Raw genomic sequence first — 26409 nt, forward strand, 5'->3', positions numbered from 1 at the left:
TCAGCGTATTTCTGGCCTGTTTCCGGCAACCATCACCGTAATACGATGGTGATGAGGGGGGATGAAAAGTTTTTTTGGGTTTTACTGTTCACACTGTTCACCTTTGATTTTTTATCAATAATTTCAAAGCGATATAGGGTGAATATACGGTGAAGGGTGAACAGTGGAGTGTTCACCTTATGATAATGGTCGGAAAGAAAAAGACCGGCTGTAGCCGGTCTGGAGTGGGTTAAGTCGCTGCGGGTTCGTCACATTTCGGCAGCCAGTCGCCGTAGCTTTCCTCTTTCAGTGAAAGGTTAGTCTGTATCCCCTGCTTTGTGTGCCGCTTCTCATAATTCAGTCCGTACTCTTTTAGCATCATGGGCAGCCCCAGTCCGAACATTTTCAGGCTGAGCACGTTCCTGTATCCGTTAGCCTCCATATAGGCCAGATACGCGTGATAAAGATATTTACGGTAATTACGCGGGACGATGCTGGCATTACCCATAAACATCCCGTTGGTCTGCGGCAGCATTTCCAGATAACCGCAAAAATCAAACGTCGGGTCAGCATCGCGCTTGATGCTGAGCGCCTCGTCGGAATTCTGCTGCGACTGGAGCAGTGCGCGGGCGGTCATCGGGTTGCTGAATTTCTGCATAAGCTGGCGCACTATAACGGCCAGCTCGCGCGCAATTTTATCCCTGAGCTGCGGGTCGCGCTCTTCCGGGGCAATCTGCTCGGGGAAGTGAATAATTACCCGGCGGCGCGACACACCGCCGCTGCGGTCAGTGAAGCGCATCGGGTTATTGTTCACGGCCAGAATCACCGCCGGAATATGTGTTGAATACGGATTCTGGTATTTCGGGTCAACCGAAACCGCATCACCACCGGTAATGGCCTTCAGCCCTGCACCGTCACCGCTCCATTTTTCCTGGTCAGGCAGACGTATCAGCGAGAAGCCAATCAGGGAGGCACGCTTGCGCGGGTCTTCCAGCGTATCGATATCGGCCGACGTGGCGTTATCCTCTCCGGCGAGCAGGGTCGCAATTTCGGCCAGAATACTTTTGCCGCTCCCGCCGGGACCGGTGACTTCGAGAAAGAGCTGCCAGTCGTAGCGGTTCGCCAGCACCATAAAAAGCGCAGCCAGTATCACGTCGCGCTTTTGTGGATTTTTACCGGCCGCCCGGTCGAGCCAGCGCCAGAAGTTCGGCGCGTGAGTCCCCAGCGTTTCCCCCTCGACCGGCGGAGTAAAATCCACGTCGCACAGCGTGCGCAGCCAGTGCGATTTGCTGTGTGGGCTGAACAGGCCGCTCTGGGTATCGAGTACCCCGTTGCGAAAACCAATCAGACGGCGTGCCGGTGCCTCCTGCTGCGGAATAATCAGCTTCAGGGTTTCCACCACCGAGGCAATTTTCCCGGATGAGAACGGGGCGCGTAAGCGCTGGAATAAATCTGCCACATTCCGTGAAAAAGTGGCGGCAGGAATATTTTTCCAGATGCCGTTTTCATAGCGGGACAGGAGCTGGCCGTTCGCATCCACCGCCAGCGCTTCGCCGTAATGCTCATGCACCCGCAGAGCCTTGTCACTGGCGCTCATGGCGGTAAATTCCGCCTCGCTCATGGTATCAAACGGACTTTGCGCCGGTGGCCGGAGGTTGTCATAAATCGCTTTCCGCGTGGCCTCCTCGCCGTGCTGCATAAAAGCATCATTCCAGTCACCGAACACCGGCGGCAGGGCAACAACGCCCTCACAGGCTCCTGCGGCCGCAGCGGCTTTTATCTGACCATCGCCGTTAAGGTCACGGTCAGCTGCGAGGACAATCTGACAGGCCGGGTGTTTCTGACGGGCTAGGCTCGCCAGAGAAAGGAGGTTCACGGACGACAGTGCCACCATGACGGTTTCCCCGGTCAGGTGATGCACGGTGAGTGCGGTTGCATAGCCTTCCGCTATCCACAGCCGCTTTCCTGCCTCTTTTTTCCCTTCGAGGGTGTGACATGCCCCTTTAACCTGACCGCCTTTCAGGGTGCGTTTGAGACCGTCAGAACTGATAAGCTGAAGGTTTACCAGCGCGCCGGTATCGTCATACAGCGGGACAACCACATCCCCGGCGCGGAACGTCACGCCGCCGGTTTTGTGTGTGGCCGACAGTACCGGACATTCCCGGTCGGGGAAGCCCTTGCGGGTCAGGTAGGCGTTGCCGCTGGCCGGTCGGGTGTTCTCCATGAGCCTGACGGCCAGCGCGGCCGCAGCCTGGCGGTCAGCCTCCGTTTCGGCCTCTGCGGCCGCAATCACTTCCGGGGCAACCGGCGGCAGGTTGCCGGTCACGGCGTTCACCTTTTTGGCTGCCTCTGATGGTTTTACACCGAACACCTTTTCGACCAGTTTCAGGCCATCCCCCGCGCCGCACTGATTACAGAGCCACGTCCCTCGCCCCTCTTTATCGTCAAAGCGGAAACGGTCAGAGCCGCCGCACACCGGACAGGCCTGATGCCGGTTTTTCATGACCTTCACACCAAGCGCCGGGAGAATGCGCGGCCAGTGGCCGCACGCCTGTTTTACGGTTTCCGTTACGTTCATTTTCATCGTTATTTTCTCCCTCAGTGCACAACAGGCGATTGCAGGTGACGGGCGCAGAGTTCATCCATCACGGCCAGCCCGAGGAAGGACAGCGACGGCGCGGCTTTGAGTGGTCCGGCTTCCATTAAATCTTCCAGCAGTGCACAGGCAATCTGGCGGCCTTTTTCCTCGCCGTGCTGGCGCAGGTAGAAGCCCTCCAGCTCGGCGGCAATGGCGCTTTCCAGCGCGTCAAGGGTGAGGTGCGGATAGCGGTGCTGGCGTTCGCACAGGGTCAGCCATGCACAGGCCACGGCGCGCCGATATAGCGCGGCGCGTAATACGGGGGGTAATGGCTTTTTCATACGTTGCCCTCCCCGGTCAGCCAGCGCTGATTGCAGCGCTCTACCACGCCGTCGAGCTGGGCGGTCATAAGGTAAATCACGGAGGTGAGTTGCGACTGCTGCGCAGGGTCACGACGAACGGTGGCGCAGTCCTGCACCTGCATCAGCTCATTGACGAGCTGGCCGACGTTGCGCATATGCTCCAGACATTCGAGGTCACGGGCGGTAATGGTGGTATGTCTCATGCGCGCACCTCCGCAACCGGCAGACGGCCAGCAAACGAGAGGACGTAGTCGCGAACGAGCGACAGGCGTGCGGCGTGTTCATCACCGGCAACGGTGCGGAGCATACAGATACGGGGTTTACGGTCTGCACGACGAACGGCGGCAAACACAAAGACAAACTGCGGGTGTGACGGGGTTAGGGTAGTAGCCATGATGGCAACCTCCATTGAGTAGCGGTTATTGCCACCACCGGAGTTCCTACGCTCATGGGTGGTGACCCGGACGGGGGTAGGAATACCGGCCTCAATGAATACCGGCCAGCCCGAAGGCTGCCCCGCCCGGATCACCATTATCTGACAGGGGCTAAGGTATAAGCACCACAGCCCGAAAAATGGGTGTGCCTGAGCAACGACGTAAAAAAAGACGCATGGCGCGTCTGGTGTCGCCATTGAGTAACTCGGGTTCCTACGCCCGGCTGCCGATTTTGCGACAGCGTGAAAACTATACCTGGAAACGACGACAGGAAGCAAGCCAGAAAAAGGGGCTGAACGCTGAACGGTCATCATCATGCGTCATAGCCCCGGTTGCGTTCGGCAATGCGATCTGCCATCCATGCGGTGATTTCAGACTGCGCCCACGCCACGTTTTTGCCGCCCAGGCTGATTTGTTTCGGGAAGGCCTCGCGGCTGATGAGGTCGTAAATGGTTGACCGGGACAGGCCGCACAGATGCATCACTTCGGGCAGGCGGAGAAAGCGTTCCTGAACGGCATCAGAAACCGGCATCAGTGGGGTGGCAGGGGCAGAAGACGGGGAAGAAAAAGCGGTGTGCATCGGGCTACCTCATAAAGTCCATACAGTGCCGGTCATGTCCGTCCGGCTTCGGGTAGCTCCTTATTATGTCTATATTTTTCCTCAGGTCATGTGAGATTTTCGGGGAAACAAACATTGACTTTTCGCTCTGGCAAACAAAGGCAAACACTGGCAAATATATGCAAATCACTGCATTACAATGCAGCAATTTCTATTGCTTTTAGTTATACATTTTTCATTTTTAATCGAAATAAAATCTAAGTGGTTTGGACAGAGCAAAACAGGAGGGTGAACAGTGGTGAACAGAGGGTGAACAGTCATGCCCTCAACTGTTCACCCTTTATCTTACTGTATTACTTATATTTTTATTTTAGGTTAACAGTGGTGAATAGTTATAAGTAAAAAAACAAACGGTGAGTAAGGTTTTGCTGAGACCTTTCTCTGGCAAGCCGGGTTTTAAGTGCTGTTTGTGCCAGAACTGCCACAACTGCAATGAATCGAGATGTTGTGTGATGAAGGGCAGAATCATTTCAGGTTGAATAAACGGAGAGCCTGAACATGAAACCCGAAACACTCATCACCGTCCTGCAAGATGTTGCCGCTAGGCAGTCCGCAGAGAACAGCCAGCACATCACCGACAAGCTGAGCGCATTCACTGCGGCCAGAGACACCCACGCTGCCAGCATGCAGGTACTGAAAGAGATTAATAAGTCCATTGAACGCTGTAAGCAGGAGCGACAGACCGCCCTCAATGAGAGCGCAGAGGCTGAGCAGGACTGGCGCAGCCGCTTTCGCACCCTGCGCGGCAGTCTCACCCCTGAAATGAAAGCTGAGCACAGCAGGCGTATCGCCAGTCGCGAGCTGGCCGACGAGTTCACCGGCCTGATAGCGGAGCTGGAGAACGACCGGACACGCGCCATGCTGAATGCCTGCTCCACCGGCAATAAATACCTTTCAGCGCATGACGATGCCTTTACCGCTTACGCCGATGCTGAATGGACTCAGGCTGTCAATGCGGTTCCTGTCGCCCTTATCCGCGCTTTCCTGCTGCGTGTTCGTGCCCTCGAAATGAAGGGAGAAAGTGCCCCGCAGTCCGTGGCCATCAGTGAGCTACGCGATGCGCTGAGCCGTCAGGGCAGCCTGTATCACTTCGATATGACGCAGGAGCCGGTGTTGTCCGTGACGGGCATGCACCGACCGCAGATTACAGGCGTGGATACGGAGCTGTTACGCAGCCCTGCGAAGAGAATGATGCTCGCCAGAAAGCTGGCTGAAAATGGCGAGACAGAAGCGGAGGGGTAAGCATGTTTCACTGCCCGTTCTGCAAAACCAGCGCGCATTCCCGCACCAGTCGTTATCTGTCCGATAACGTCAAACAGCGCTATCACCAGTGCATGAACATCGAATGCTCGGCCACGTTCCGTACGCTTGAATCCATCGACGGGGTTATTCGTTCACCGGTGACAGAGCCGGTTATCCCTGTACCCGCACCGGCGGCCACCGTTAACCGTGCCGGTGCGTAAGCACGGCCAGTCATCAGGAGAAACATACGTGACAACACTGACGCTACAGAAAGCCTTTGAGGCCTGTCAGGCAAACAAATCCGCCTGGCTGCAACGCCGGGATGAACTGAAGCAGGCCGAGCAGGCATACCGCGAACAGCTTGCCGGCAGCGGCCACAGCGGCCGGAGCCTGCAAACGCTGCGCGAGATTATCGACGTGAAAAAGTGGGAAATTAATCAGGCTGCCGGTCGCTATATCCGCTCGCATGAGGAGGTGCAGCGCATCAGCATCCGCGACCGATTAAATGATTTTATGCAGGCGCACGGCGCGGAGCTGGCCGCCGCCCTCGCCCCGGAGCTGATGAATTATCCCGGGCAACACCCCGCCATTCAGCGCTGCGCCATACAGCACTCACTCGACTGTCTGCGTGAGGCGCTACAGGTCTGGCTGGCCGCCGGTGAAAAAATTAATTATTCGGCGCAGGACAATGACATTTTAACGGCCATCGGATTCAGGCCTGACGCGGCTTCGCGCGATGATAGCCGTGAAAAATTCACACCCGCACAGAACCTGAATTACTCCCGCCGCCGTGCAGAACTGGCCGTGCAGTAGTCCGCTTAAAAATCCCCGAAAATCCCGCCATTTTTACGTATAAAAGCCATGCATTCATAAGGTGCATGGTTTTGCATGCGTTTTACCGACGCTGGATCGCCCGCCAGCGCCAGCACTGGCGCACCCTGAGGCCGGTCATGCACCTGCATTAAAAGCGCCCCCTTAAGCGGGCAGGCGGGGCGGGGAGAGCATTGCGCGCTAAGTGAATCAAAAAAGTTTGCAAAACAAGGTATTGCAGGTGATATTCATAACCATAAAACTAACTCAAGGGGATCATGGTGAAAGTATTTATCGGAAAAATTCAACAAAAGGTTGAAACATCCAAAAGCGAATCCGACTTCACTTTCTTTTTTAATTTACTAGTTGCCGGTGAAGCAATTACAAAGCTAATAACATTATTAATCACTGCCAGCTTGAAAAATGATAAAGATAGACACCAGTATAGAATATTACACGGTTTAGTTCGTGCAAGCGGAATTGGTGAATGGAGTAGAGCCATAGATGACCTATTGATAGGAACAGCTTCGCAACACCTTCCTGAAGGAATGAGAGTATATCAAGCAGAAATCACAAAGAAATGCAACAATACCGAATGGCAATATAATGCAGTACAAGAATTATATACAGCGATGGCTTTTTTCAATCTGACTATAGATTCTAATACAGCAAAACGAGACCTAAAGTCGTGGTTTAAAGGATTTACTGAACTACGAAATAAAACCAGAGGGCATGGAGCGACCTTAAGTAAAGCCGCTTCAGCAGCAGCTCCACATCTAGAAAAAAGCATAAATTGCATCATTGAAAATCTGTCATTATTAAATATCCCTTCAGCTTATTTGAAAAGAAATATGAGCGGAAAATTCAGAGTGACAGCGATATCAAATCTAAGCCCTCAACTGGAAGAGCTAAAGAAAAAAGATACATATAACTATGAAGAAGGGATCTATTTCCAATTAGATAAGCCAATAATAATCCCACTTATTAAAAGCGATCCAGACTTATCAGACTTTTATATTTCAAATGGTGGTTTCACTAACACAAGCTATGAAATGCTTTCATATATTACAGATGACAAAATACATGTTGACAATAGTAGCTACACGGCTCCTAAGGGACAACTCCCCCCGAGTGAATCAGAAGGTTTGGGGGAATTAATTCCTTACGAAAACTGTTTTTCTAACGTACCAAGACTCACATATGATTATATAAACAGGAGAGATTTAGAGGATGAACTCTACGATCTTTTAATTGACGATAGACATATAGCGATTACACTTTTGGGTCGCGGTGGTATAGGGAAAACATCATTGGCTCTGCGCGTCATACCGCGCCTTTATGAAGTAAATAGATTTGATGCGATAGTTTGGTTCAGCTCTCGTGATATCGACTTATCATCCAATGGCGCAAAATTAGTTCATGCTAATGTAGTTACAAATAAAGATATAGCGAATTATTACTCTCGTTTATTCAAATCTACAGAAGAACTAAAAAAGAAAGATTTTGACTCCATTTCTTACTTTCAAAACCAATTAACGCAGTCTGATGCTGGCTCAACTCTATTTATTTTTGACAACTTTGAGACTGTCGATAACCCTATCGAAACTTACAAATGGGTTGATACTTTCATCAGAAGCCCAAATAAACTTTTAGTAACGACAAGACTTCGAGATTTCAAAGGAGACTATCCACTCCAAGTACAAGGAATGAGTCAAGAGGAGTCTATGGAGCTAATTGAGAAAACCTCAGACAACTTAAAAATAGAGCCATTATCGCTAGAAAACAAAGAAAGAATTTACAGAATTTCAGCAGGCCATCCATATATAATGAAAGTGTTGCTTGGTGATTTCTCTCGTAAAAAAATGAAAGGCAACATTGAGCGCCTTATTGCAGGCAGCGATGAGATTTTAGTAGCCCTATTTGAAAGGACTTACTCTGCTCTATCTCCATGTGCACAAAGAATTTTTCTCACATTATCATCATGGAATTCAGCAGTTCCCAGGTTAGGCTTAGAGTCGATACTCATGTATTCTTTAGATGATCCACTTGATGTAGAGAAATCTATAGAAACACTTATACAATACTCTATGATTGAAGAAATCAAGGGAGATGATGGACATTATTTCTTACAATTACCTTATGTAGCTTATGCCTTTGGTAATAAGAAGCTAAAAATAAGCCCTTTACAACACATTATTAGCTCTGATGTTTCATTGATGAGAAAATTCGGGGTTTCAAGTATTGACGACAAAAGAATATCCTTGAAACAAAACTTCACAAGATATATATCAACTATTTACCACAATGATGATTTTTTCAAAATTCATAAGATAATATTAGAGCGAATCTGTTATACCTTTAATGAAGGATGGCAACTGCTTTCCATATGGGCTCTAGAGGCAAACTCCGAGAAATTCAATAATTTCGCAGAGGACTGCATTAAACGCTACCTCGAAAATGAGAGATCTGAAAAAAATAAACGTAATGCTTGGAGCATTTTTACTACTATCTCAGAACGACTTGGTCACCCTTATGAGCAAATATTAGGCTTAACACAAATCGCATCTTATGAATCAATATCAATTGACGAATTATCTAACATAACGAATAAAATAAATCGTCTTTTTAAACTACATGAAGTATCTCTCGGTGAAAATATTAAGCAAGAACTACTAATTAAATTATTTAACGTAGTGTATGGCAGAAGAAATGAGGCGGATGCCAACGCTTGTTCAAGATTCGCATGGTTGGCGTTACATATTAACAAAGAGAATGAAGCAAAAACATTAGTCGAAATCGGATTGAAAAATGATCCAGAAAATCAATATTGCTTAGGCTTGAATAAGAAATTTGAAAGAAACTAAAACACAAACTTTAAAATAGAACGTTGGCAAGGATGCCAACGTTCTATTATGAGTAACAGACTCACAAGTTAAACCTCATAAATAATTACATTTAAGAAACCTTATAATTATGAATGAAGTTTCAAAACCAGATCTGCGATTACTACAATAAACAATATCAATGAAGACTAACTGTTTTTTGCAAACTCAAAAGCTGTTATATGTCCATGAGCATTGTAATCTAAATAGTCAGCCCACCACTGCACCATCAAACGACGCTCATCCAAATGCTCAGAAGTATGAATATAAGCCGCACGTACATTATTACGCTCTGAGTGGCTCAACTGCCGTTCTATAGCGTCATCACTCCATAATCCCGACTCACCTAAAGCCCCACGCGCCATCGTTCTAAATCCGTGCCCGCAGACCTCGGTTTTCGTGTCATAGCCCATCGCACGCAATGCACTATTTACCGTGTTTTCACTCATGACCTTAGTTGCATCATGATCCCCCGGGAACAGCAGCTCTTTATCACCACTAATCTGCTTAAGTTGCTCTAACAAAATCATCGCCTGTCGACTGAGAGGAACGATATGCTCCTCTTTCATCTTCATGCCACGGTATGAGTAACGCACGCCTTTAATTTCTTCTCGCTTTGCCGGTATACGCCAAAGAGATTTATCGAAATCAAATTCATCCCAACGCGCAAAACGTAGCTCACTGGAACGCACAAAGGTCAGTAAAGAAAGTTCGACCGCGATCCGTGTCATCACACGGCCACGATACGCCTCAAGACGAGCGAGGAACTCAGGGAACCGGCTAGAGGGTAGCGCTGGATAGTGACGCGCTTTAGTTGTCGACAACGCACCGGCCATATCACTCGCCGGGTTAGAATCGATGTAATCATTCTGAACTGCATAACGCATGATGCCGGTTACGCGCTGCTGAAGACGCTGCGCGACGTCATGCTTACCACTGGCATCAACTTTTTTAATCGGTGCTAACAGGTGGCTGGTTTTGAGCTGGCGAATGTCGGACGAACCGATATGAGGGAAGATATAAAGCTCAAGATAGCGTAGAACGCGCGAACGATGGTCTTCACTCCAGCGCTTGTTACTTGCATGCCATTCACGAGCAATGGTTTCAAAAGCGTATGCCCCCGAATTCTCGGCCTGAGCTTCTTTCTGTTCGGCTTTTGGGTCGATGCCCTGCACTAACAGCTTTTTTGCTTCATCGCGCTTTGCTCTTGCTTGAGCAAGCGTCACAGTCGGCCAAACACCAAAAGCGAGGCGATCCTCTTTTTTGTCAGAGGGGCGTCTGTACTTCATGCGCCAGTATTTAGAACCTTTTGCAGAAATCTCAAGATACAAACCACCGCCATCGGCCATTTTGTAGGTTTTGTCTTTTGGCTTTGCGGTCTCGACCTGTCTGGCGTTGAGCTTCATTTGGGGGGCACATTTCTAATCGAAGTTAAGATGCCCCCAATTATGCCCCCAATGACACCCGGATTTCAACGGACAACCTCGGACGACTCAGGACATAAAAATCGCTGTAAGCGTTGATTTTAAAGGGTTTAGTGGACTTTCTCGGATGGTCTGGGAAGAAGTCTTGGTGCCGAAGGCCGGACTCGAACCGGCACGTATTTCTACGGTTGATTTTGAATCAACTGCGTCTACCGATTTCGCCACTTCGGCACTGAAGGGGATGCGGAAACGTTGTGGATTATACCTGTCGCGCGCCGCCATGCAAGCGACGACGCGCTAAACCTGCGCTAAGTGCCCAAAAAACCAGCGCCCTTCGTCAGTCCAGCTCAGACACCGCCAGCCGAATCACCCTCGCCGCCTTCTGCTCCGGCAGCGCCAGCACCTTCGCCCACATCTCCTGCACCATATCGCAGGAGAGCTTCTCCTTGCCCACCGCCTTCTCCGGCATCTGCAACAGCTGGATGTCCTCGCCGTACTTATCGGCTAGTTGTTTCATAATCGGCCGCACATCCTCGACAGCCGCCTCGCGTTCGGCTTGCGTCACGGTGTGGCGGTTTTTGCCGTAGGCCGCACGCATCATGTCGGCATCGGCCTGCATGCGCCGCGTCATCAGGTCTTTATCCAGCATGCGCATCGGATTCACGCCGCCCTTCACCGTCGGGTAGAGGAAGCGGAAGCAGGCGTCGTCGCTCACCTTCTGGATGGCGGCGGTCTGCTCCATATTGATGGTCATGTAGTTCACCACGTTGGCGTCCGGGGCGTTCTGCAGGCGCGACATCTGCAGATGCAGGATCTGCGGCTGGATGGTGTCGATAATCTGCTGCTCCGGCTCGCCCGCTTTTTGCAGGGCGGCCATCTGGTCGAGGATGCGCTGATGCAGCGCGGGCTCCTGCTCCTTAATCACCTGCCAGGCGGGCATCGCGTTGAGGGCGTTATCCATCTGCCGTTCCGGGGCGCGCTGCCTGTCGAAAAACACCCAGAACGCCACGGCGGCAGCCGCAATGACGACAATCACAATACGGGTCCACGTTTTATTCATCTCGCATCCTTATCCTTGAGTTATGCCGGTTTACACCGGCACGCCGCTGTGGAAGCGAAACTCGTTGTCCGGTGTCGAGATAAGTGTGGCTTCAATTTCGCCAAAAAGCTTTATGCGCGGTGAGATATCGTCGTCGCTCACCTGCCGGGCGAGCGTCAGGTAGTCCTGATAGTGGCGCGCTTCCGAGCGCAGCAGCGAGAGATAGAACTTCTGCAAGTCGTCGTCGAGGAACGGGGCCAGCGCGGCGAAGCGTTCGCAGGAGCGGGCTTCGATGTAGGCGCCGCAGATGAGCTTGTCGATCAGGGTTAGCGGCTCGTGGGTGCGCACGTCCTTCAGCATCCCTTTGGCGTAGCGGCTGGCGGTGATTTTGACGTACGGAATGTCGCGGGCCAGCATCGCCTCTCGCACCTGCCAGAAGTGGTGCAGCTCCTCTTTAATCAGCAGCACCATGCTGTCGATGAGCGCCTGGCCCCACGGGTCGTCGGTTTTGGGCATCACGCTTTTGCCAATCTGCCTGTGCAGGGCGATGAAGTCCGGCTCCGGGCCGTCGCGGAAGGTGAACTGTTCGTAGGGTTTGAGCCAGTCGAGCAGCGCGTCGGCACCGCTTTCGTCGGCGACGTATTTACGTACCAGCAGCAGCGCGGTCTGGGCGGCCTTGAGCTCGCACACCATGTGGTCGGTGAGCAGCAGCGGCAGGTTCGCCGGGTCGCGGGCTTTATCAATCCATGCTTGCGGGGTCGGGCACTGGAGGAAGTTGAGTACGGGGGCGAGTATCTGCGGGTAATCCATGGTTCTGCCTTGAAAAAGCGGTGGCGCGCGCCACCGCCTGAAACGCTTAGTGACGCACGCCGTCGTCGTCTTCGTCGACGTAATCTTCGTCGTCGCCTTCTTCGCCGTTCGGATCTTCGAAGTAGGTTCCCCAGCCGTCGTATTCCACATCAAACTTCTCGGCCAGGTTCATCAGCTGTTCGACCTGCGCGTCGATCAGCTCCGCCTTCAGCGCGCCTTCGCTCAGGATGTCGCAGCAGATGACGGTGTCGCCCTCTTCCACTTCCAGCTCTTCCGGCTCGGTCACTTCGTAACCCAGCTTGAAGGCTTCCACGGCCATTTTTTCCAGCGCGTCGAAATCATCCGCAGAGAAATGGTGCTCGATGGTGTACAGCGCGTCCGGATCGCTACCGTCTTCCAGCAGCTCTTCAATAATCAGACGCGTCTCTTCGCGTTGCTCTTCCAGTAATTCCGGGTTTGCCATGGCTCAATCCTCTTTAAAGTGCGGCAGATACTTCTATTTTCACACACGGACGGGTTTGCCTCCACCTTTGTTGGAAAGATTTGTGAAACGGGGTTGCAAATGAATAATTACACATATAAAGTGAATTTTAATTCAATAAGTGGCGTTCGCCATGTGAGGATAAAATGTCTGATCTGTACAAGAAACACTTTCTGAAATTGCTCGACTTTACCCCTGCACAGTTCACTTCTCTGCTGACCCTTGCCGCACAGCTCAAAGCCGATAAAAAAAATGGCAAGGAAGTACAAAAGCTTACCGGTAAAAACATCGCGCTCATCTTCGAAAAAGACTCGACCCGTACACGTTGCTCTTTCGAAGTTGCCGCATTTGACCAGGGCGCACGCGTCACGTATTTAGGGCCGAGCGGCAGCCAGATTGGGCATAAAGAGTCAATTAAGGATACCGCGCGCGTGCTCGGGCGGATGTACGACGGCATTCAGTATCGCGGCCACGGCCAGGAAGTGGTCGAAACGCTGGCGCAGTATGCGGGCGTGCCGGTGTGGAACGGGCTGACCAACGAGTTCCACCCGACGCAGCTGCTGGCGGACCTGCTGACCATGCAGGAGCACCTGCCGGGCAAGGCGTTTAACGAGATGACGCTGGTTTACGCGGGCGACGCGCGCAACAACATGGGCAACTCGATGCTGGAAGCGGCGGCGCTGACCGGGCTGGATCTGCGCCTGGTGGCCCCGAAGGCCTGCTGGCCGGAAGAGAGCCTGGTGGCGGAGTGCAGCGCGCTGGCAGAGAAGCACGGCGGGAAAATTACCCTGACGGAAGACGTGGCGGCGGGCGTGAAGGGCGCGGACTTTATCTATACCGACGTGTGGGTGTCCATGGGCGAAGCCAAAGAGAAGTGGGCGGAGCGTATCGCGCTGCTGCGCGGGTATCAGGTGAATGCGCAGATGATGGCGCTGACCGGCAACCCGGACGTGAAGTTCCTGCACTGTCTGCCGGCGTTCCATGACGACCAGACCACGCTCGGCAAGCAGATGGCGAAGGAGTTCGATCTGCACGGCGGGATGGAAGTGACGGACGAGGTGTTTGAGTCGGCGGCGAGCATCGTGTTCGACCAGGCGGAAAACCGAATGCATACGATTAAGGCGGTGATGGTGGCGACGCTTGGGGAGTGATTGACTCCTCTGCGGTCTGGTGCCCTCACCCCGGCCCTCTCCCACGGGGAGAGGGAGAAAACCCTAAAAACGACAACAGCGTTATCGTCAGGCAGAAAAATTCATTTTAGTGATGCTTTCTCAGATAGGCATTAACCATAATAAGAATTTATGTTTTTATTAACCATTATTTACTGAGTAGATAATGGTTAATATCAGGTCATTATCAATTACAAAACACCGTATATTATCGGCGTAATATTTCCTTATTGCTGCATTTCGTTAATAAGGATTATTCATGTCATGGAATAAGCATGAAGCTGTGTCATACGCCCGTAGCCACGCACTAACCCATACTGGACACGATTGCGCTCGAGCAATCGCCGCCACCATTCGAGCCGGAGGGCTTAAAATCGAAGGGGCAAACCTATCGCCAACTCCAGCCAGCAATAACCTTATACAGGCATTATTAAAATGAATAAACTCATTTTTCTTGTGTTATTCAGCACAGCCGCATTGGGGGCCGAAGATTTTCAGATACCGATGCAGCGCGCCCTTGAATTCAATCGCTGGTACGTCAAACAAGTGAACAACGATCGTTATCCCATCCAACAGGGAAATGAAATCGATGAGTTCGTTACGGCCAGCACCATGAAAAAATTACGTCATGCAGCCGATCCCCGTTATGCCGACGCTGAATTTTACGAGGCTGATTTTTTTATGAAATCGCAATATATCGGCGAGGACTGGGCTGAGAATGTGGCTATTGATTCGTATGATTCAGACCCGGTCTGTGTAAACGTGAATATCACGTTTGGCAAAAAGACCCAGCACACAGTCATTGATTGCATGATTAATGAAGATGGGGTCTGGAAAATCCAGTCTGTCGCCGCTCGGGATAATAATTGATGTCCCCCGCTAACAATAATGTAGCCGCCTTTGTTGCCGGATGGCGCTGCGGCCTGATGCCCTCACCCCGGCCCTCTCCCACGGGGAGAGGGAGAACACCGGCTCCATTTCATTGATTTTTCACCCCGAAAAAGGTACGTTTTCGCCTTCATTCCAGCGTGGACATGCCAGCATTATGCCGATTATTCAGTCTGTTGAACGTGCGTTGCAGATCCTCGACCTGTTCAACGAGCAGGCCACCGAGCTTAAGATCACTGACATCAGCAAACTGATGGGGCTGAGCAAGAGTACCCTCCACTCGCTGCTGAAAACACTCCAGCTTCACGGCTATATCGATCAGAACCCGGAGAACGGCAAATATCGCCTCGGCATGAAGCTGGTCGAGCGCGGCCATTTTGTCGTGGGCTCCATCGATATTCGACAGAAGGCGAAAGGCTGGCTGGCGGAGCTGTCCCGGCGGACCGGGCAGACCACCCATCTGGGGATCCTGGACGGGAGTGAAGGGGTCTATATCGAGAAGATTGAAGGCAAGCTGGCCGCCATCGCCTATTCGCGCATCGGCCGCCGCCTGCCGGTTCACGCCACCGCCATCGGCAAGGTGTTGATTGCCTGGCTGGGCGAGGCCGAGCTGAACGCCCTGCTGGAGGGTTATCAGTACACCACCTTTACTCCCGCGACCCTCGCCTCTCGTGAAGCCTTAATGATCGCCCTGGCGCAGACCCGCGAGCAGGGCTATGCCCTGGACAGCGAAGAGAACGAGCAGGGCGTGCGCTGCGTGGCGGTGCCGGTGTGGAACCATGAATCCCGCGTCATCGCCGCCCTGAGCCTGTCGACCCTGACCTCGCGCGTGGACGACGCAGAGCTGGCTAATTTCCGCGAACAGCTTCAGCAGGCCGGGCTCGCGCTGTCACGCGCGCTGGGCTACCCGGCCTGAGCCGTTAAACCGGCTCGTAGGTGAAGTAGTCGAAGTCCGCATGACAGCCGTCACCGCTGATGTCCTCGCAGTGCAGCCCCACAAACGCGCCGGTAAAGAAGCCGCGCCCGCCGATGTAGTCATCCGACAGCTTCCAGGCCTCATACGTCACCGGCACGGCGTGCCACGTCTCGCCGTCGAACGAGTAGCTGTAGCGGTAGACCAGCCTATCCACGTCCACCCGGAGCCATACGCTCTCAGCACTCTCCGGCACGGGAATCGGCTGCTCGTGCAGCGGCCATGACGGCACGTTGTGGTCAAGCTGGATCACCTTAATCGTTCTGCCCTGCCCCTCCTCGTAATCCACAAAGCAGTAGCTCCAGTTTTTGCTGTTGTAGTAGCAGGTCAGCCCCGCGCTCTGCTGGAAGTGAACCGGCGAGAACTGCATCCGCGTCTCCGCCCGGAAGGTGAAGTGCTGCCAGCGGCGCGCCACGGTCGACTGTGTAAAGGTCGAGTTGAGCGAGTCGTTGCCGTACAACCGTAAGTAGCCCGGGCGCGCGGTGAGCGAGCCGAGGGTGTCGTCGAACGGAATGCGCAGGGTCTGCAGCTCTGGATCAAGCGTGTTGCCGTCGAAATCGTCCCGCCAGGTGGCCTGAACGGCTGCTGGCTGCTCGGCCATCTGCGGGCCGGGCACGGTCAGCTGCGCGTGCTTGCCGCCTTCCACGTACGGCCAGCCGTCGCGCCATTCAATGCGGGCGATGCCGGTCTCGCGGCCCAGCGGGCAGTAGCCGCGCCCGCCGGAGGCCAGCAGCGGCACGCCGGGCAGACGAAGCGGGCGGCTGGTGAGGTAGGCCATGTACCACTCCCCCGTGTGGGTCTGCAGCAGCGAGCCGTGGCCGCTCTTTTGCAGCGGGTTCTCCGGCAGGTGCCAGCTGGTCATCATCGTTACGTCCGGGTGCAGCTCGTACGGCCCGTCGATATTTTTGGAACGCAGTACCACGACGGCGTGCTCGTAGCTGGTGCCGCCTTCGGCCACCATCAGGTAGTACCATCCCGCGTGGCGATACAGGTGCGCCCCCTCGGTGTAGCAGAGCGGCGTGCCGGTAAACAGGGTTTTGCGCTCGGGCGAGAGCGTGCCGGTCTGCGGATCAAACTCCTGCATGACGATGGTGTTGTGCGGGTTGCTGTGGTGGCGCGGCCCCCACGGGCGGTAGAGGTAATATTTGCGGCCATTGTCGTCGTGGAACAGGGACGGGTCAAACCCGCCGTTGCCCATCGGGATCGGCTCGCTCCACGGTCCCTCAATGGAGGGCGCAGTGACAAGGAAGTTACGGCCGTTTTTCCACGGCGAGTCGACAATCTTCACGTCGGTGTAGAGCAGCCAGAATTTGCCGTCGGCGTAGCTCAGGCACGGCGCCCAGATGCCGCCGGAGTCCGGATTGCCCTTCATGTCCAGCATCGACACGCGGTCCAGCGGGGTGCTGACCAGCGACCAGTTTTTCAGGTCGCGGGAGTGGTAGATGCGCACGCCGGGGAACCACTCGAAGGTCGAGGTGGCGATGTAGTAGTCCTCGCCCTGACGGCACAGGGACGGGTCCGGGTTGAAGCCGGTCAGAATAGGGTTAGTGATTTCCATAGTGCCTCCGGTTAATGGGATGCGGCTGTCGCAGCGTCGGGAACGGCCTCGCCCTGCGCCGCGCGGTGCTTGATCAGCTGCTGGCTGATGGCCTCCACGCGGGCATCGGTGAGCTTATAGAACGACAGCATGATGAACATGCCCGCGTAGAGCACCACCGGCACCACGCAGAACAGGATTTTGATGGTGGTCAGCACCTCGACCGGCTGCACGCTGCTGCTGGCGGAGTAGTTCACGTACGCCAGGATCCAGCCCACCACCGCCCCGCCAATCGCCAGGCCAATCTTCAGGCTGAACAGGTAGGTGGAGAACACCAGCCCGTCGAGGCGGCGCCCGCTGCGGCTCTCCTCGTAGTCCACCACGTCAGAGGCCATAAGCCACTGCAGCGGCGTGGTGGTGTTAAAGACGAACAGGAACAGGATGTTAAGGGCGAAAATCAGGGCAATATGCTCCGCCGGGGTGACGAAAATCAGCAGGCTGATCAGCGAGTAGGCGACGATGATCCACTTGAAGGCGGTGACGCGATCGAAGCGGCCCAGCAGTCGGGAGGAGCAGAGCGAGCCAAACATGGTGGCGAGGCTGCCGTAGAGTAAGAACTGGGTCGCCATCTCCGGGTGATCCATCACGTATTTCACGAAGTAGAGCGTCGCCCCGCCGCGCACCACGTTGGAGCAGGTCGCCATCATCTTGAACGCGCACATGATCCGCCACTGGCCGTTGCCCAGCAGCAGCTTGAGGTCTTTCGCCACCGACGAGCCCGGCTGCACTTCAAAGGTGTAGCGCTCTTTGGTGGTGAAGAAGCAGACGTAGAGCAGCACCACGCCGGTCAGGCCCAGCACGCACATGGCACCGAAATAGCCCACCTGCTCGTTCCCCTTGCCGATGATGCTCACCAGCGGCAGCGCGATGCCGCTGATGGCGAGCGATCCCGCCGCCGCCAGGAAGAAACGCCACGACTGCAGGGCGTGACGCTCTTTCGGGTCGGCGGTAATGACGCCCGGCATGGCACAGTACGGCACGTTAACGAAGGTGTAGACCAGGGTCAGGAGAATGTAGGTCGCGCAGGCGTAGATGATTTTGCCCTGCGCGGAGAAGTCCGGCGTGTAGAAGGTCAGCACGCAGACGATGCCAAACGGGATGGCGCCCCACAGCAGGAACGGGCGGAACTGGCCGTGCCGCGTGCGGGTGCGGTCGACCAGCAGCCCCATCAGCGGGTCGGTCACGGCGTCGAGCACGCGGGAGACCAAAAACAGCGTACCCATAATGCCCGCCGACAGGCCGAAGACGTCGGTGTAGAAATAGGCCAGCAGGAACATCGTGGCCTGCCAGACGAAGCCGCAGGCGGTGTCACCCAGCCCGTAGCCAATTTTGTCTTTCATGGTTAATTGCGTCATCAGAATTACACCCTTATGTAGTGTGCTGAATTACAACATCGTGTTAATGGAGTGTAATGAGCTGTTCAATTAACCAGCAATGGTCATATCTTATTTCCGAATTACGTTATTTTGCTTTTGTGACGCCAACGATATATCACAACTTATTGTTTAAATTAGCAAATTACAGACATGCGAAAACCGTCCGCGGAATATTTCCCGCAGACGGTTTTATCTTAGAAAATAATTAAATGCCGAGCGCTTTTTTACCGGCGTTAATTACCTCGATAATTTTATCGGTGTCATAAATACAGCCTTTCCAGGTGCCGCCGCTCACCGACTGCAGCGCCGCCCACAGCCGGGTATCGTCCGGCAAAAAGTCGTGGGCGTGCAGGTCCGGGTGCGTCTGCCGCATTGCCAGCTCGCGTGCGCCCTCCTCCGGCGTCAGCGGGTTATCCGCGGTGCCGATAAAGTTCACGCTGCCCGTTAATGTCAGTCGGTCGACGGCTATCTCAATGATGTCGTTATCGCGCAGCTTGCCAATCGGCCCGCCCGCCAGCGCCTCCGGCGATACGTGGCCGAAGCAGGCCCCCGTCGACACGCCCGAGAATCGCGCATCGGTGATGAGCGATACCGTCTTGCCCCACGAGATATGCTTCAGCGCGGAGGTAAGCTGGTAGGTCTCTTCCATGCCGGTGCCGGACGGCCCGCCGCCGATCACCACCATGATATCGCCCTGCTTGATCTCTTCCCGCTTGATGGCCTTGATTGCCTGCGCTTCCGAGACAAACACCCGCGCCCGGCCGGTGTGGCGGTAAACGCCATCTTCACCGACGACCGACGGGTCGATCGCCGTGGCCTTGATCACCGAGCCTTCCGGCGCGATGTTGCCCGTCGGGAAGCAAACCGTTGAGGTCAGCCCTTTCGCTTTTGCCTTCTCCGGCGGCAGGATCACGTCATCCGGATCCACGCCATCCTGCTCGCGCAGGCACTGGCGGAAGCGCTTACGGCGCTCGGATGCCTGCCACCAGTCGAGGTTCTCGCCCACCGTCTGGCCGGTGACGGTCATGGCGTCCAGGTGCAGCAGACCGAGATCGCGCAGGTGGAGCATCACCTCCGGCACGCCGCCCGCGAGGAAGGCGCGCACGGTCGGGTGATAGTCCGGGCCGTTGGGCAGCACGCTGACCAGGCGCGGCACCTTACGGTTGACGCGCGTCCAGTGCTCTACGTCCGGGATCGTGCAGCCCGCCGCGTGGGCGATGGCCGGGATGTGCAGCAGTAAATTCGTCGAGCCGCCGAACGCCGCGTGGATCACCATGGCGTTTTCGATGGCTTTGTCGGTGAGGATATCGCGCGTGGTGATGCCGCGGTTATCCAGCTCGCTCACCGCCCGCGCCGACTGGCGGGCGATCTCCAGCCACACCGCCTGCCCGGACGGCGCGAGCGCGGAGTGCGGCAGCGCCAGACCCAGCGCTTCCGCCACTACCTGCGAGGTGCCCGCCGTGCCGAGGAACTGACACCCGCCGCCCGGCGACGCGCAGGCGCGACAGCCCAGCTCGGCGGCCTCCTGCAAGGAGAGTTCATGGTTGGCGAAGCGCGCGCCGATGGTCTGCACTTTGCCCGCGTCTTCCCCCACGGTCGGCGGCAGCGTCGCCCCGCCCGGCACCAGAATGGTCGGCAGGTCGTGCATGGAGGCCAGCGCGATCATGGTGGCGGGCAGCCCTTTATCGCAGGTTGCCACGCCGATCACCGCCCGGCGTGTCGGCAGGGAGCGGATCAGGCGGCGAAACACGATCGCCGCGTCGTTGCGGTACGGCAGGGAGTCGAACATGCCGTGCGTGCCCTGAGAGCGCCCGTCGCACGGATCGCTGACGAAGGCGGCGAACGGGATCCCGCCGTTGCGGGTGATCTCCTTCGCCGCCGCCTGCATCTGCATGCCGATCTCCCAGTGCCCGGTGTGGTAGCCCAGCGCGACCGGGCGTCCGTCCCCGGCGCGGATCCCGCCCTGGGTGCCGATAATCAGCACCTCTTTGCCGGTCAGCTTGTTGGCATCCCAGCCCATCCCGGCGTTCTGCGTCATGCCGAACAGGTTGCCGCTGGGGGATTCCATCAGCATCTGCGGGGTCAGCGGCAGCGCGCCCTGCGGCCCCGCCGCGTGGGTGATGACGGCATAAAACGCCTCGTCCTGCGGGGTGAAAATCTTCTCGATGGTCATGGTTATCGTCCGGCTCAGCAGAGCTTGAGCTGTTGCAGCAGGGTTTTCAGCTGCGCCTTGCGCGGCTCGTCCAGCGCAGAGGCGGGAGGCAGCACGTGCGTGGAAATCGGGCGGCCGCAGAGCACTATCGCCTCTTTAATCACATTCACAAACGGCGTATCCAGCTGATACATCTGCGGTATTTGCAGTAAGGTCTGATGATACTCAGCCGCTTTCGCCACGTCTTTATCCCGCCAGGCTTTCAGAAGATTCACCGACACCTGCGGGGCAAAGTTACCGCTCGCCGAGATCGCCCCGTCGCCGCCGAGCAGCAGGGTATTAAACAAATGATCGTCGTAGCCGCACAGCACGGTGAAGTGCGGATGGGCGGCTTTGACGGTGTGGATCATGCTGCGCAGGTGGGCGACGGAGTCGATGGTGTCTTTGATGCCGACGATGTTGCTGCGCGAGTCGGCGAGGGTTTTCACCAGCGCCGGGGTCAGATCCTGCCCGGTCAGCGCCGGGAAGTTATAGAGCATCACCGGCAGCGTGACGCTGTCGGCCACCTGCTCGAAATAGCGGATCAGGTTCGCTTCTGACACTTTCCAGTAATAGGGGTTGATCACCACGATGCCGTCCGCGCCCGCCTGCTGCGCGTGCTGGCTGAGCGCAATGGTTTCCCGGGCGTTGGTGCCGCCGGTGCCGATCAGGACCGGCACGCGACGATCGACATGATCCATCGCAAATTGGGCAATGGTTTTACGCTCTTCGGCGCCGAGCTGGGAGAACTCGCCGCCGCTGCCCAGGAAGAACAGGCCGTCAACGCCTGCTTTGATGAGATCGTCGATCAGCGCGGCGGTGCCCTGCTTATCGAGCTGGCCATCGGCAGTAAAAATGGTGGAGACAGGGGGAATGATACCCGTGAACAACGCGGACTGCGGCATGAGATCTCCTTGCTGAATCATTTTGTTCTACATTATAGAACAGCGTTCGTTAAATTAACGATCATACTATGACGCAGGAAAAGCGCAGGTAAATGAGAGATGGAGAGGGAGTGCGGGAAGTTTAAGCTGGATCACATTATGCGTGGGTGCGGTCTGGTGCCCTCACCCCGGCCCTCTCCCACGGGGAGAGGGTGTAAAAGTTCCCTCTCCCCGTGGGAGAGGGTTAGGGTGAGGGAAAATTACTCCACCAGCATTTTAACAACCACTTTCCTGACCTTAGCAGGTGCCCCCACCGCGCACAGCGGCTTATGCACCTCACCCGGCCAGAACACCACAAAATCCCCTTCGCTCAGCACCACGGTTTTCTCCTGCTCGCCTTCCGGCAGGAACGCGATGTCTTTGTCCGCCAGCCAGTCGGTGTCCGGCGTACCGTGCGGCAGGGTACTGAAGGTCATCCCTTCCTGCCCCTTCAGCACAATCTGAATATCCAGATAGCGTGCATGGTATTCAGCACGACGCTCGGCGAACGGCTGGGTCATGTCCTCCGAAACCAAATAAAACAGGCTGTTGCCGTTGATGTCGTGCTTGCCGGTCGGCGTCGCGTCGGTGACGTGGGCCTTAACGTGCTCAATGGCCTGACGCAGCTCTTCTGGCAGCCAGGACTGGAGATGATGAATATTGCCAATAATCATGATACAACCCTCAGATTAAAACATTGTTTCATTTTCATGTTTTATACGAGAATTGCTTCTTCCATACCAGCCCTTTTTTGACAAGATTTGCGTCAGCGCATGTTTATCGGGAAATGTGTTAATCCACTGTTAATTGCACACAGGCATTTATGCAGTGGTTATGCATAACCTCATTTCATGCACTTTGCACATAGGGTCTAACTCACTGAATTTAAAACGTAACTCACAAAACCTGTTGGCATATCACACTTTATCACTTTGGTTATTTCCTTTAAAAATCCATAATTATTTATTGATTTATCTTAAGTGAAAAATAGTTAACTGTCATTATTGCATAGCTATTCCCGAATCAACATTTTATCTATTAAAATCAACCATATAACTAAACATTTCAAAACGTGTAATTCTACAAAATAATAACAAACTCAAATATTGCCACCCGTTCCTGCTTAGCTATTCATCCCGTAATAATATGAAATTAATCATTATCTGATACGAATCATGCAATTGAAAACAAACTCATCAATATCGGTTTTCGCGTGAGCAATGTCACAATAACCATTATTTAAGCGCCTACTATAACTCACGAAATCTATTGAGCTTAGCCGCCATGAAATTAAACACCTCACATGGCGCATGCCCTTTTTATTCTGAAAAAAGTTAAAGGAATAATTATGGAAAAGCATTACGTCGGTTCTGAAATTGGTCAATTGCGTAGCGTTATGCTGCACCGTCCTAATTTAAGTCTGAAACGGTTAACCCCCTCAAACTGTCAGGAGCTGTTATTTGATGACGTGCTCTCGGTTGAACGGGCGGGTGAAGAGCATGACATCTTCGCAAACACGCTGCGCGAGCAGGGTGTGGAAGTCCTCCTGTTGACCGACCTTCTTACGCAAACGCTTGATATTGCGGAAGCAAAAGCCTGGCTTCTTGAAACACAAATCTCCGACTATCGCCTGGGGCCAACCTTCGCCGCCGACGTACGCGGCTGGCTGGCGGATATGCCGCACCGCGAACTGGCGCGCAGGTTAAGCGGCGGATTAACCTACGGTGAAATTCCGGCGGCCATTAAAAATATGGTGGTCGATACCCACACGGCAAATGATTTTATTATGAAGCCGCTGCCGAACCACTTATTTACCCGCGATACCTCCTGCTGGATATATAACGGCGTCTCCATTAATCCGATGGCGAAACCCGCCCGCCAGCGTGAAACGAATAACCTGCGGGCAATATATCGCTGGCATCCCGCATTTGCCGACGGCGAGTTTATTAAGTATTTCGGCGACGAGAATATTAATTACGACCACGCCACTTTAGAAGGCGGCGACGTATTAGTCATTGGTCGCGGGGCGGTATTGATCGGCATGTCCGAACGCACCACCCCGCAGGGCGTGGAGTTCCTCGCTAACAGCCTGTTTAAACACCGCCAGGCCGAGCGCGTGATTGCCGTTGAGCTGCCAAAACACCGCTCCTGCATGCACCTCGACACCGTCATGACCCACATCGACGTGGATACCTTCTCCGTCTACCCGGAAGTGGTGCGCAAAGACGCCCAGTGCTGGACGCTCACCCCGGACGGCCGCGGCGGCCTGCTGCGCACCCAGGAAACCGACCTGCTGCACGCCATCGAGAAAGCGCTCGGCATTAACCAGGTACGTCTGATCACCACCGGCGGCGATGCCTTTGAAGCCGAACGCGAGCAGTGGAACGACGCTAACAACGTCCTGACCATCCGCCCGGGCGTGGTGATCGGCTACGAGCGCAACGTCTGGACCAACGAGAAGTACGACAAGGCGGGCATCACCGTGCTGCCGATCCCGGGCGACGAGCTGGGACGCGGTCGCGGCGGCGCACGCTGCATGAGCTGCCCACTGGAACGCGACGGAATTTAAAGGAGCCATCATGGAACGTAAACCCACTCTGGTTGTGGCCCTTGGCGGCAACGCGCTGCTCAAGCGCGGCGAACCGCTTGAAGCGGACATCCAGCGCCAGAACATCGAGCAGGCCGCCCGCACCATCGCCGGCTTAACGGAGCAGTGGCGCGTGGTGCTGGTGCACGGCAACGGCCCGCAGGTCGGACTGCTGGCGCTGCAAAACAGCGCCTACGACAAAGTCACGCCCTACCCGCTGGACGTTCTCGGCGCCGAAAGCCAGGGGATGATCGGCTACATGCTCCAGCAGGCGCTGAAAAACAATCTGCCCCAGCGCGAGGTCAGCGTCCTGCTCACGCAGGTGGAAGTGGACGCCGCCGACCCGGCCTTCAGTAACCCGACCAAGTACATCGGCCCGGTCTACAGCGAAGCCCAGGCAAAAACGCTGGCCGCGGAGAAAGGCTGGGTGTTTAAGGCCGACGGCAGCTACTTCCGCCGCGTGGTGCCCTCTCCGCAGCCGAAGCGCATTGTCGAGAGCGACGCCATCACGGCGCTTATCCAGCGCGACCATCTGGTGATCTGCAACGGCGGCGGCGGCGTGCCGGTGGTGGAAAACGCCAACGGCTATCGCGGCATTGAGGCGGTGATCGACAAAGACCTCTCCGCCGCCCTGCTGGCGCGCCAGATCGAGGCCGACGCCCTGCTGATCCTCACCGATGCCGACGCGGTGTACCTCGACTGGGGCAAGCCAACCCAACGTCCGCTGGCGCAGGTGACGCCGGAGCTGCTCAGAGGCATGCAGTTCGACGCCGGATCGATGGGGCCGAAAGTAGCCGCCTGCCGCGAGTTTGTTGAGGCCTGCGGCGGCATTGCCGGGATCGGCGCGCTGAATGACGGCGCGGAGATCCTGGCGGGCGAGAAAGGCACGTTGATTCGTAACTAAACCCCTCCCCTCACCCTAACCCTCTCCCGGAGGGAGAGGGAATGTAAGCCCCCCTCTCCCCGTGGGAGAGGGCCGGGGTGAGGGCATCAGACAGCTAACAATTTAAAAAGGATTTCCCCATGACCATTAACCTGAAAAACCGCAACTTCCTGAAACTGCTGGACTACACCCCGGCGGAGATCCAGTACCTGATTGACCTCGCCATCGAGCTCAAGGCCGCCAAAAAAGCCGGGCGCGAGAAGCAAACCCTGGTCGGGAAAAACATCGCCCTGATCTTTGAAAAAACCTCCACCCGCACCCGCTGCGCCTTCGAAGTGGGCGCGTTCGACCAGGGCGCGCAGGTCACCTATCTCGGCCCAAGCGGCTCGCAGATTGGCCATAAAGAGTCGATGAAAGACACCGCCCGCGTGCTGGGCCGCATGTATGACGGCATCGAATATCGCGGCTACGGCCAGGCCATCGTTGAAGAGCTGGGCGAGTACGCGGGGGTGCCGGTGTGGAACGGCCTGACCGACGAGTTCCACCCGACCCAAATTCTCGCCGATCTGATGACCATGCTGGAGCACTCCCCGGGCAAAACCCTGCCGGAGCTGAGCTTTGCCTATCTCGGCGACGCGCGCAACAACATGGGCAACTCGCTGATGGTCGGTGCGGCCAAGATGGGGATGGATATCCGCCTCGTGGCGCCGAAATCCTTCTGGCCGGAGGCAGGCCTGGTTGAGCAGTGCCGCGCCATTGCGAAAGAGACGGGCGCGCGCATCACCCTCACCGACGACGTGGAAGAAGGCGTGCAGGGGACCGATTTTCTCTACACCGACGTGTGGGTCTCCATGGGCGAGCCGAAGGAAGCCTGGGCCGAGCGCGTCAGCCTGATGAAGCCATATCAGATTAACGCGGACGTGATGAAGGCCACCGGTAACCCGAACGTCAAGTTCATGCACTGCCTGCCGGCATTCCACAACGAGCACACTAAGGTGGGCCGCGAAATCGAGATGGCGTACGGGCTGAAGGGGCTGGAGGTGACGGAAGAGGTCTTCGAATCACCGAACTCCATCGTCTTCGACGAAGCAGAGAACCGCATGCACACCATTAAGGCGGTCATGGTGGCGACACTCGGCGACTAATCACCGCCCGGCGCGCC

General features: G+C 55.2%; 25 protein-coding genes and 1 tRNA gene. 11 read left to right on the forward strand and 15 right to left on the reverse strand.

Annotation, left to right across the window (positions count from 1 at the left end):
* Nucleotides 1-229: 229 nt before the first annotated feature.
* From ACOTZD_RS08520 to ACOTZD_RS08540, 5 genes are read right to left on the reverse strand one after another with little or no spacing between them, the layout of a single operon-like run.
* Nucleotides 230-2563 carry a primase-helicase zinc-binding domain-containing protein gene (locus ACOTZD_RS08520; protein WP_174402498.1) on the reverse strand — a complete coding sequence of 778 codons (2334 nt, stop codon included), beginning with the start codon at nucleotides 2561-2563 and terminating at the stop codon, nucleotides 230-232.
* A 14-nt stretch (nucleotides 2564-2577) separates the two neighbouring features.
* Entirely contained in the window at nucleotides 2578-2898 is a 321-nt protein-coding gene (locus ACOTZD_RS08525) for a DUF5375 domain-containing protein (protein WP_174402499.1), read from the reverse strand.
* Complete coding sequence (locus tag ACOTZD_RS08530) at nucleotides 2895-3122, reverse strand: hypothetical protein (protein ID WP_017692848.1); 228 nt, start codon at nucleotides 3120-3122, stop codon at nucleotides 2895-2897. Before ACOTZD_RS08530 ends, ACOTZD_RS08525 begins: the two co-directional genes overlap by 4 nt.
* A complete protein-coding gene (locus tag ACOTZD_RS08535; RefSeq protein WP_174402500.1) occupies nucleotides 3119-3670 on the reverse strand; it encodes a host cell division inhibitor Icd-like protein in 552 nt (183 codons plus the stop codon). Before ACOTZD_RS08535 ends, ACOTZD_RS08530 begins: the two co-directional genes overlap by 4 nt.
* A complete protein-coding gene (locus ACOTZD_RS08540; RefSeq protein ID WP_023323954.1) occupies nucleotides 3667-3933 on the reverse strand; it encodes a helix-turn-helix transcriptional regulator in 267 nt (88 codons plus the stop codon). The genes ACOTZD_RS08535 and ACOTZD_RS08540 overlap by 4 nt, the downstream gene beginning before the upstream one ends.
* Before the next feature lie 537 nt (nucleotides 3934-4470).
* On the opposite strand from ACOTZD_RS08540, the gene ACOTZD_RS08545 reads away from it, so the two are divergent.
* The 4 genes from ACOTZD_RS08545 (at nucleotide 4471) to ACOTZD_RS08560 (ending at nucleotide 8888) form a co-directional block, all read left to right on the forward strand.
* The gene (locus tag ACOTZD_RS08545) at nucleotides 4471-5214 is read left to right on the forward strand and encodes a capsid protein (RefSeq protein ID WP_126545570.1); all 744 of its coding nucleotides are present in this window, start codon (nucleotides 4471-4473) and stop codon (nucleotides 5212-5214) included.
* Nucleotides 5215-5216: 2 nt separating this feature from the next.
* Nucleotides 5217-5435: an ogr/Delta-like zinc finger family protein gene (locus ACOTZD_RS08550; RefSeq protein ID WP_015570058.1), complete on the forward strand. Its 219-nt coding sequence runs from the start codon at nucleotides 5217-5219 to the stop codon at nucleotides 5433-5435.
* Nucleotides 5436-5463: 28 nt separating this feature from the next.
* Nucleotides 5464-6027: a phage polarity suppression protein gene (locus ACOTZD_RS08555; protein WP_174402200.1), complete on the forward strand. Its 564-nt coding sequence runs from the start codon at nucleotides 5464-5466 to the stop codon at nucleotides 6025-6027.
* Between the two features lie 275 nt (nucleotides 6028-6302).
* On the forward strand, nucleotides 6303-8888 hold the full coding sequence (locus ACOTZD_RS08560) for an NB-ARC domain-containing protein (RefSeq protein ID WP_174402199.1): 2586 nt from the start codon (nucleotides 6303-6305) through the stop codon (nucleotides 8886-8888).
* A 167-nt stretch (nucleotides 8889-9055) separates the two neighbouring features.
* Here the strand turns inward: ACOTZD_RS08560 and ACOTZD_RS08565 are convergent, their stop codons facing one another.
* The 5 genes from ACOTZD_RS08565 to rraB form a co-directional block, all read right to left on the reverse strand.
* Nucleotides 9056-10312, reverse strand: coding sequence for a tyrosine-type recombinase/integrase (locus ACOTZD_RS08565; protein WP_089617699.1), 1257 nt, complete (start codon nucleotides 10310-10312; stop codon nucleotides 9056-9058).
* A gap of 164 nt (nucleotides 10313-10476) precedes the next feature.
* Nucleotides 10477-10561, reverse strand: a tRNA-Leu gene (locus ACOTZD_RS08570).
* Nucleotides 10562-10667: 106 nt separating this feature from the next.
* Nucleotides 10668-11390 (reverse strand): topoisomerase II, encoded by a 723-nt coding sequence (locus tag ACOTZD_RS08575; RefSeq protein ID WP_174402198.1) that lies wholly within the window; start codon nucleotides 11388-11390, stop codon nucleotides 10668-10670.
* 30 nt (nucleotides 11391-11420) lie between these two features.
* Nucleotides 11421-12179 carry a tRNA isopentenyl-2-thiomethyl-A-37 hydroxylase MiaE gene (miaE, locus tag ACOTZD_RS08580; protein WP_174402197.1) on the reverse strand — a complete coding sequence of 253 codons (759 nt, stop codon included), beginning with the start codon at nucleotides 12177-12179 and terminating at the stop codon, nucleotides 11421-11423.
* 46 nt (nucleotides 12180-12225) lie between these two features.
* Complete coding sequence (gene rraB / locus ACOTZD_RS08585; protein WP_023315306.1) at nucleotides 12226-12642, reverse strand: ribonuclease E inhibitor RraB; 417 nt, start codon at nucleotides 12640-12642, stop codon at nucleotides 12226-12228.
* 99 nt (nucleotides 12643-12741) lie between these two features.
* Here rraB and argL point away from each other — a divergent pair, with 99 nt between their 5' ends.
* The 4 genes from argL (at nucleotide 12742) to xynR (ending at nucleotide 15633) form a co-directional block, all read left to right on the forward strand.
* The gene (gene argL / locus ACOTZD_RS08590; RefSeq protein ID WP_213014347.1) at nucleotides 12742-12837 is read left to right on the forward strand and encodes a putative translational regulatory protein ArgL; all 96 of its coding nucleotides are present in this window, start codon (nucleotides 12742-12744) and stop codon (nucleotides 12835-12837) included.
* Nucleotides 12807-13811, forward strand: coding sequence for an ornithine carbamoyltransferase (gene argF / locus ACOTZD_RS08595; protein WP_010427327.1), 1005 nt, complete (start codon nucleotides 12807-12809; stop codon nucleotides 13809-13811). Before argL ends, argF (ACOTZD_RS08595) begins: the two co-directional genes overlap by 31 nt.
* A 453-nt stretch (nucleotides 13812-14264) precedes the next feature.
* Nucleotides 14265-14699, forward strand: coding sequence for a DUF3828 domain-containing protein (locus tag ACOTZD_RS08600; RefSeq protein WP_045350679.1), 435 nt, complete (start codon nucleotides 14265-14267; stop codon nucleotides 14697-14699).
* A gap of 175 nt (nucleotides 14700-14874) precedes the next feature.
* Nucleotides 14875-15633, forward strand: a complete 759-nt coding sequence (xynR, locus tag ACOTZD_RS08605) for a DNA-binding transcriptional repressor XynR (protein WP_174402196.1) — start codon at nucleotides 14875-14877, stop codon at nucleotides 15631-15633.
* Nucleotides 15634-15637: 4 nt separating this feature from the next.
* On the opposite strand, the gene ACOTZD_RS08610 is transcribed toward xynR, so the two are convergent.
* From ACOTZD_RS08610 to ACOTZD_RS08630, 5 genes are all read right to left on the reverse strand, one after another.
* Nucleotides 15638-17248, reverse strand: coding sequence for a glycoside hydrolase family 43 protein (locus ACOTZD_RS08610; protein WP_174402195.1), 1611 nt, complete (start codon nucleotides 17246-17248; stop codon nucleotides 15638-15640).
* A gap of 11 nt (nucleotides 17249-17259) precedes the next feature.
* A complete protein-coding gene (locus ACOTZD_RS08615; protein ID WP_023324072.1) occupies nucleotides 17260-18642 on the reverse strand; it encodes an MFS transporter in 1383 nt (460 codons plus the stop codon).
* 226 nt (nucleotides 18643-18868) lie between these two features.
* On the reverse strand, nucleotides 18869-20836 hold the full coding sequence (yagF, locus tag ACOTZD_RS08620; protein ID WP_023324071.1) for a xylonate dehydratase YagF: 1968 nt from the start codon (nucleotides 20834-20836) through the stop codon (nucleotides 18869-18871).
* A gap of 14 nt (nucleotides 20837-20850) precedes the next feature.
* The gene (gene yagE / locus ACOTZD_RS08625; protein WP_023324070.1) at nucleotides 20851-21759 is read right to left on the reverse strand and encodes a 2-keto-3-deoxygluconate aldolase; all 909 of its coding nucleotides are present in this window, start codon (nucleotides 21757-21759) and stop codon (nucleotides 20851-20853) included.
* Nucleotides 21760-21998: 239 nt separating this feature from the next.
* Complete coding sequence (locus ACOTZD_RS08630) at nucleotides 21999-22451, reverse strand: YhcH/YjgK/YiaL family protein (protein ID WP_023315297.1); 453 nt, start codon at nucleotides 22449-22451, stop codon at nucleotides 21999-22001.
* Between the two features lie 674 nt (nucleotides 22452-23125).
* On the opposite strand from ACOTZD_RS08630, the gene arcA reads away from it, so the two are divergent.
* From arcA to argF (ACOTZD_RS08645), 3 genes are all read left to right on the forward strand, one after another.
* Nucleotides 23126-24346, forward strand: a complete 1221-nt coding sequence (gene arcA / locus ACOTZD_RS08635) for an arginine deiminase (RefSeq protein WP_023305333.1) — start codon at nucleotides 23126-23128, stop codon at nucleotides 24344-24346.
* 10 nt (nucleotides 24347-24356) lie between these two features.
* Complete coding sequence (locus tag ACOTZD_RS08640; RefSeq protein ID WP_003862918.1) at nucleotides 24357-25268, forward strand: carbamate kinase; 912 nt, start codon at nucleotides 24357-24359, stop codon at nucleotides 25266-25268.
* Between the two features lie 119 nt (nucleotides 25269-25387).
* Nucleotides 25388-26392: an ornithine carbamoyltransferase gene (argF, locus tag ACOTZD_RS08645; RefSeq protein ID WP_003863360.1), complete on the forward strand. Its 1005-nt coding sequence runs from the start codon at nucleotides 25388-25390 to the stop codon at nucleotides 26390-26392.
* The last annotated feature ends 17 nt before the right edge of the window (nucleotides 26393-26409 follow it).

Origin of the sequence: Enterobacter cloacae complex sp. SHL022, from assembly GCF_049237785.1 — a bacterium.
GTDB lineage: Bacteria > Pseudomonadota > Gammaproteobacteria > Enterobacterales > Enterobacteriaceae > Enterobacter > Enterobacter hormaechei_C.

Coding starts and splice junctions, on each gene's coding strand:
- ACOTZD_RS08520 (WP_174402498.1), bottom strand. CDS start 2,563: ATGAAAATGAACGTAACGGAAACCGTAAAACAGGCGTGCGGCCACTGG.
- ACOTZD_RS08525 (WP_174402499.1), bottom strand. CDS start 2,898: ATGAAAAAGCCATTACCCCCCGTATTACGCGCCGCGCTATATCGGCGC.
- ACOTZD_RS08530 (WP_017692848.1), bottom strand. CDS start 3,122: ATGAGACATACCACCATTACCGCCCGTGACCTCGAATGTCTGGAGCAT.
- ACOTZD_RS08535 (WP_174402500.1), bottom strand. CDS start 3,670: ATGATGATGACCGTTCAGCGTTCAGCCCCTTTTTCTGGCTTGCTTCCT.
- ACOTZD_RS08540 (WP_023323954.1), bottom strand. CDS start 3,933: ATGCACACCGCTTTTTCTTCCCCGTCTTCTGCCCCTGCCACCCCACTG.
- ACOTZD_RS08545 (WP_126545570.1), top strand. CDS start 4,471: ATGAAACCCGAAACACTCATCACCGTCCTGCAAGATGTTGCCGCTAGG.
- ACOTZD_RS08550 (WP_015570058.1), top strand. CDS start 5,217: ATGTTTCACTGCCCGTTCTGCAAAACCAGCGCGCATTCCCGCACCAGT.
- ACOTZD_RS08560 (WP_174402199.1), top strand. CDS start 6,303: ATGGTGAAAGTATTTATCGGAAAAATTCAACAAAAGGTTGAAACATCC.
- ACOTZD_RS08565 (WP_089617699.1), bottom strand. CDS start 10,312: ATGAAGCTCAACGCCAGACAGGTCGAGACCGCAAAGCCAAAAGACAAA.
- ACOTZD_RS08575 (WP_174402198.1), bottom strand. CDS start 11,390: ATGAATAAAACGTGGACCCGTATTGTGATTGTCGTCATTGCGGCTGCC.
- miaE (WP_174402197.1), bottom strand. CDS start 12,179: ATGGATTACCCGCAGATACTCGCCCCCGTACTCAACTTCCTCCAGTGC.
- rraB (WP_023315306.1), bottom strand. CDS start 12,642: ATGGCAAACCCGGAATTACTGGAAGAGCAACGCGAAGAGACGCGTCTG.
- argL (WP_213014347.1), top strand. CDS start 12,742: ATGAATAATTACACATATAAAGTGAATTTTAATTCAATAAGTGGCGTT.
- argF (WP_010427327.1), top strand. CDS start 12,807: ATGTCTGATCTGTACAAGAAACACTTTCTGAAATTGCTCGACTTTACC.
- ACOTZD_RS08600 (WP_045350679.1), top strand. CDS start 14,265: ATGAATAAACTCATTTTTCTTGTGTTATTCAGCACAGCCGCATTGGGG.
- xynR (WP_174402196.1), top strand. CDS start 14,875: ATGCCGATTATTCAGTCTGTTGAACGTGCGTTGCAGATCCTCGACCTG.
- ACOTZD_RS08610 (WP_174402195.1), bottom strand. CDS start 17,248: ATGGAAATCACTAACCCTATTCTGACCGGCTTCAACCCGGACCCGTCC.
- ACOTZD_RS08615 (WP_023324072.1), bottom strand. CDS start 18,642: ATGACGCAATTAACCATGAAAGACAAAATTGGCTACGGGCTGGGTGAC.
- yagF (WP_023324071.1), bottom strand. CDS start 20,836: ATGACCATCGAGAAGATTTTCACCCCGCAGGACGAGGCGTTTTATGCC.
- yagE (WP_023324070.1), bottom strand. CDS start 21,759: ATGCCGCAGTCCGCGTTGTTCACGGGTATCATTCCCCCTGTCTCCACC.
- ACOTZD_RS08630 (WP_023315297.1), bottom strand. CDS start 22,451: ATGATTATTGGCAATATTCATCATCTCCAGTCCTGGCTGCCAGAAGAG.
- arcA (WP_023305333.1), top strand. CDS start 23,126: ATGGAAAAGCATTACGTCGGTTCTGAAATTGGTCAATTGCGTAGCGTT.
- ACOTZD_RS08640 (WP_003862918.1), top strand. CDS start 24,357: ATGGAACGTAAACCCACTCTGGTTGTGGCCCTTGGCGGCAACGCGCTG.
- argF (WP_003863360.1), top strand. CDS start 25,388: ATGACCATTAACCTGAAAAACCGCAACTTCCTGAAACTGCTGGACTAC.